This window comes from Streptomyces sp. NPDC017095, from assembly GCF_044332325.1.
In the GTDB taxonomy this organism is placed as follows: domain Bacteria; phylum Actinomycetota; class Actinomycetes; order Streptomycetales; family Streptomycetaceae; genus Streptomyces.
Map to the genome: position 1 here is coordinate 1 of NZ_JBIROU010000043.1, position 1439 is coordinate 1439.

Here is a 1439-nt window from a genome sequence, read left to right on the forward strand (position 1 = left end):
CCCGTTATCTTCTTCGCGGTCCTGCAAGAGGGCCGCTGGCCTCCGGGCCCGGCATGACTGTTGCCCCCTGTCGATCGGATGACCTGGGGGGTGGTGTCACCGGGTCCGAGGGGTGCCGTCGGAGACGCTGATTAGAGGTCCGACCACCGCCTGGCCGGGTGCAATGCCCGGCCGCTTGCGGGCGGCAGGTCTGCATAACGTGGATGCGCGCGAACGGCCCCGACCGCCGGGGCCGGCACGCATCGACGCATGTGGGGGCACGATGGTCGACATCGACGCGGTGGGCGTCTTCCTGGGGCTGGACGTCGGCAAGGCAACGCATCACGGACACGGGCTGACCCCGGCCGGGAAGACGGTCTTCGACAAGCCTCTGCCGAACAGCGAGCCGAAACTGCGGGCGGTCTTCGACAAACTCAAGGCCAAGTTCGGCACCGTCCTGGTGGTCGTGGACCAGCCCGCCTCCATCGGTGCCCTCCCACTCACGGTCGCCCGGGACGCCGGCTGCCAGGTCGCCTACCTGCCCGGACTGGCGATGCGGCGGATCGCCGATCTCTATCCCGGGGAGGCCAAGACCGACGCGAAAGACGCAGCCGTCATCGCCGGCGCCGCCCGCAGCATGCCCCACACCCTGCGCACCCTCGACCTCGCCGACGAAGTCACCGCGGAGCTGACCATGCTCGTCGGCTTCGACCAGGACCTCGCCGGCGAGGCCAACCGCACCTCCAACCGCATCCGGGGCCTGCTCACCCAGTTCCATCCCGGCCTGGAGCGGGTTCTGGGCCCGCGCCTGGACCACCCGGCCGTCACCTGGCTCCTCGAGCGTTACGGATCCCCGCAGACCCTGCGCAAGGCGGGCCGCCGAAGGCTCGTCGAGGTCGTCCGCCCGAGGGCCCCGCGCATGGCCGAGCGGATGATCGACGACATCTTCGACGCACTCGACGAGCAGACCGTCGTCGTCCCGGGCACCGGCACCCTCGACGTGATCGTCCCGTCGCTGGCGAAGTCGCTGGCCGCCGTCCACGAACAACGCAGGGCCCTGGAAACCCGGATCGAAGCACTGCTGGAGGCCCACCCTCTTTCCCAGGTCCTGACCTCGATGCCCGGCATCGGCGTCAGGACCGCCGCAGTCCTCCTGACCACCGTCGGCGACGCCAGCTCGTTCCCGAGCGCCGCACACCTCGCCTCCTACGCCGGCCTCGCCCCGGCGACCCGCCAGTCGGGAACCTCGATCCACGGCGAACACGCCCCCAGAGGCGGGAACCGGCAGTTGAAACGGGCGATGTTCCTCTCCGCGTTCGCGGCTCTGCATGATCCCGCCTCCCGGACCTACTACGACCGCTGCCGAGCCCGCGGCAAAACCCACACCCAGGCCCTCCTCCGCCTCGCCCGCCACCGCACCAGCGTCCTGTTCGCCATGCTCCGCGACGGAACCTTCTACG

1 protein-coding gene is annotated in these 1439 nt (G+C 70.4%); it reads left to right on the forward strand.

Annotation, left to right across the window (positions count from 1 at the left end; genetic code table 11):
* Positions 1-262: 262 nt before the first annotated feature.
* On the forward strand, positions 263-1439 hold a 1177-nt coding region (locus ACH4OA_RS34585; protein ID WP_397973468.1), incomplete at its 3' end, for an IS110 family transposase.